Raw genomic sequence first — 3870 nt, 5'->3', positions numbered from 1 at the left:
AAATATGCATGTAGTTGCAATATCAGCTTAGTTGGTGAAGCCGAAAGTGCTGCCAGTTCAGGCGATCTTACCAAAAAAATCAACCAAATAGTGACAGCTACCGGTTTGTTCACTCATTGCATAGAAAAAGAACTGCACAACACCTATAGTGAAGATTTCTGTACCCTGATGAACCATGTTCAAAAAACAGGCGGGAAAGCTGTGTTTAAGGGCATAGGAGCATCTAACCATACAGGTACCCATCACCAACCTCACTTCGATATTAATGAAGATGTTATGTGGAGAATCGCAAAAATCTTAGCAGAATTGAGTATCCAATAACCTTAATGAAAATCCAATCACTGACAATAGTGTTGAATAGTAGGCAAAACCTATCTATTTCCTCCTAATGCGTCGTCAGATTGCTTTGTTATGCACTTTTTAATTTGATATAGCATACACATGGCATGGTTTTCCTGTAGAATGATTATTAATGTCAATTTTGATTCTGATATCGGATATTAATTCTGCAATAGTCTGATTCATGAAAATGTTTTCTACAACAAAACAGCCACTTGTCTCACATTTCTTATCAAATTTTATATGCTCTTCGCCATGATTTCCGATACCGCATGAATCTATTAAAATAAATTTTGGTTTTAATGCCAATACATAATCAAGAACAGGTTCTGATAGAAATGTATTTGCTTCACCGTATTCTTTTGTGCCATATCCAAATTTATTCAAGACGTTTGTATAGAGAATTAAAGCTTTATCTTTTAGATTCCTCTTTTTTATTTCAGTTATTTGAGGCATTTCGTTAAAACATCTAATTAATTCCACTTCTAATTCATATTCAGACTCTTTAGGGGAAACGGTATAACAATCAATATGTGTTCCAATATGTCCTAAAGCATTTACAGAATCTGATTGTTTTTTCGCCCATAAATATGATGGGTGCTCTTCAGATAGTTCTAAACTTAATTTATGTATCACGTCTTTCTTTTTTCAAATTCTGACTAATATCAAAGCAAATATCAGTATATCGATTATTTATAATTTTGTACTTTCCTCAAATTTCATTCGCATTGATGTCACCTTTTTAAGGTTAGCTTAAGAAATCCATAAACCTAAAAAGTATTGATTACCTTGATTTTAAATCAATACTATGGGTTTATAGGGGGAATGTTCCCTAACGGACGCGGCTATGAAGCGTTGGGGACTGTTGCCTGATTCACTTTCAAAATGCTAAGTAGCCAAAGCGTTGTATTTTGCTTTTACCTTTTCTATTTACAAAGCCAAATCAACGATTTGGCGGTGGTCGCCCTTGCAGTACCTCTCCAAATTACACTGAACCCCAATGCTTTATTAGCCATTGTTACAGGGCGTAATTTTATATTACGGTGTGTAAGGTAATTGTTTCACAGCACTTGTATTTCGAATAAAAACTAACATATCATAACTCTCTGAAAGCACACATTTTCGATAGTTAGTTTTTGCATTATTGTCTTCAATAAAGAATGGGCCAGCCCTACGCGACCAAGATGAATTGTTAAATAACTCTGATAGTTCTTCTGGTAGATTCCTATTATTAATGTCAATAAAGTAATTAGGGAAAGGTGCCATCGCTAAGAAGTTATCAATGCAATCTTCTTTTGGTAAACCAAGATTACAAATTGAGTTTTTCTTAATTTCGGGATTGTATGCCCAATATTCTCCAGTGTAAAAATTAAAACCTATCGAATAGTATTTGTCCTCAAAGTATTGTTTTAAATGAGCTCCCATTGGTTTCTTTTTACTGACATCGGAATGATTTGCTACATGTTGGTTATGTGCCCAAACTATCATTTTTCTTTCCTTCTCAGCGTCAAATATTCTTTGACAGTTTTCCGCCATATACCTATCCCGTAAAATAGTGCGTGATATGCTACTCTTTGTCCACAGATAATCTAAGCTTTGTTCCAATATTCTGACATTAAACTTAAATTCATTTACATTTTTCTCAACCTCAATTTCATTTAGTTTGTCAAGTAATAATTTAATATCATCTTTTTCTTTTTTAGTCATTTTATTAGAACGACGATGATTTGCTATAAATTTAAGTGTTTTTTGAATTTCAACGTCAATATGTTCCGAGTCATTTAGTTCCGACAGAATATATTTAGCAGGAGTCATATACCATTTCATGTCACAACCATATATTCGTATCCTTTCAGATTCATCTTTGCCAGTATTATATGACTTAATCCATAAGACCATATCTAATACTTCCTGTGTTCTCCATGCTCCACTCCAATTTCTTGATAAAAGCTTTTCTATCTCCGTATTATTTTCGCCTGAAATAAAATCATCAATGTTATGTGTCGAAGTATATCCATCTTCGATAACAATAATCTTAAAATCATGCTTTTCCACTAGATATTGAATCAAACGATGTTTTGTTGTAAAAAACTCTTTTGTTCCATGAGTGGCTTCTCCTAGAGCAATAATCTTCTTGTCTGCGATTAAATCATCAATTGCCGCAAGGTCTGAATATTCAGATTTGATGGGACTTGTCGAATTAAGCTGACAAATATATGTAGTAAAAGAATCATCCCATTTGATTTGGGCTATGGTTGAGTTCGATATATAGGTAATTATTAATATTAGAAATATTTGTCTCATGTTAATTAGTTAGTTTTTAATGTTCTGTAACGGACGCGGCTATGAAGCATAAGTGAACATTAACCTTTAGTCACTTCCAAACTTCACGGAGCCAAAACGTTGTATTTGTTTTTATCTTATTCATTTTAAAAGCCAAATCAATTTGGCGCTTTTTGCCGAAGCTACGGACCAACCAAGATATGCTGAATCCTTTATGCTCTATAGCGGTTTATTGCCAGTAGTATTTTTCTTTACACACATTCTTTCTGCCCACATTTAATATCTCTTCAATTTCAAATTTATCGAAGCGTTCAAGTAAATCATATGCGCTATTTTGCTTCTTAAATTCAAGCTCTTCTTTATACAGAGGAATGAGAGTGTATATGTCAATTATTTCATTGTTTTCAAGTTCTATTTGAGTAAAATCAGCCGATAGTTCCATTGAATGAGCCAACATAACGGAATTAAATCCAATTCCCTCAGCAAATTCTTCGTCATCTTCATGTCCAAAAGTATGTCCAAATCCTAACCAAGTTTTATTTTGGTGTGGCAACATCATTAATTCTTTCATTATTCTAATTGGCCAATAGTTACGTTCGTCACTGAAAGATTCATAGTCTAAATTCCATTCTTTGGGCAATAGTATCATAACTTCTGCTAATTCCGATGATTCAATGTCCTCAGGAATTTTCATGGGCATTGCACTCATACCACAACTCAACAAAATATGAAAAGCTCTATCTTCAGTTGCTTTAATGAAATAAATGTCTCGATGAATTAATTCTGATTCTATTTCATCAAATACTACGATGTCTGCATTGTCATCAAAAAAATGGTCCAAGTGACTATCAATATTTTCAACACTATTAGGAATGTCTTTACTCATAGTATCTTTTTCTTGCATATTTGTCTGAGAATATGATGACATAGAAATAAAAATAAAGTACAAAGTTCCGAGATAGAATATTTTCATTTGCTATGCGGATTTTATATTCTGGCAACGGTTGGCTGCATGGCGCCGTAAGGGGATTTTGCCTAACGAACTTACCAAAAGTAGCTAAGCCAAAGCGTTGTATTTGTTTTTAACTTTTCATTTCTAAAGCCAAATCAGCGATTTGGCGCTGGTCGCCATTGCAGAGGCTTTCCCAAATAATACGTCCCCCTTATGCGCTATTGCAGCGTGTTATGCCCTGTTTTTATTATCTATATTCAATTTTTCTTTCATATATAATTGTGGGTTTTGAGTCA

At 33.7% G+C, this 3870-nt stretch carries 4 protein-coding genes; 1 reads left to right on the top strand and 3 read right to left on the bottom strand.

Features of this window, described 5'->3' with window-relative positions; translation table 11 throughout:
• Nucleotides 1–321, top strand: a 321-nt coding sequence (locus tag ACSX1H_RS18870) for a zinc-binding metallopeptidase family protein (RefSeq protein WP_439185812.1), incomplete at its 5' end; no start/stop codon positions are given.
• A 99-nt stretch (nucleotides 322–420) separates the two neighbouring features.
• On the opposite strand, the gene ACSX1H_RS18865 is transcribed toward ACSX1H_RS18870, so the two are convergent.
• From ACSX1H_RS18865 to ACSX1H_RS18855, 3 genes are all read right to left on the bottom strand, one after another.
• On the bottom strand, nucleotides 421–975 hold the full coding sequence (locus ACSX1H_RS18865) for a hypothetical protein (RefSeq protein ID WP_439185811.1): 555 nt from the start codon (nucleotides 973–975) through the stop codon (nucleotides 421–423).
• A 402-nt stretch (nucleotides 976–1377) separates the two neighbouring features.
• On the bottom strand, nucleotides 1378–2643 hold the full coding sequence (locus ACSX1H_RS18860; RefSeq protein ID WP_439185810.1) for an erythromycin esterase family protein: 1266 nt from the start codon (nucleotides 2641–2643) through the stop codon (nucleotides 1378–1380).
• Nucleotides 2644–2851: 208 nt separating this feature from the next.
• A complete protein-coding gene (locus ACSX1H_RS18855; RefSeq protein WP_439185808.1) occupies nucleotides 2852–3595 on the bottom strand; it encodes a suppressor of fused domain protein in 744 nt (247 codons plus the stop codon).
• Between the last annotated feature and the right edge of the window lie 275 nt (nucleotides 3596–3870).

It is taken from the genome of Carboxylicivirga taeanensis, from assembly GCF_051851475.1.
GTDB classification, from domain to species: domain Bacteria; phylum Bacteroidota; class Bacteroidia; order Bacteroidales; family Marinilabiliaceae; genus Carboxylicivirga; species Carboxylicivirga taeanensis.
The sequence above is the reverse complement of the archived record's forward strand: the minus strand, read 5'-3'. Positions and strand labels throughout refer to the sequence as shown.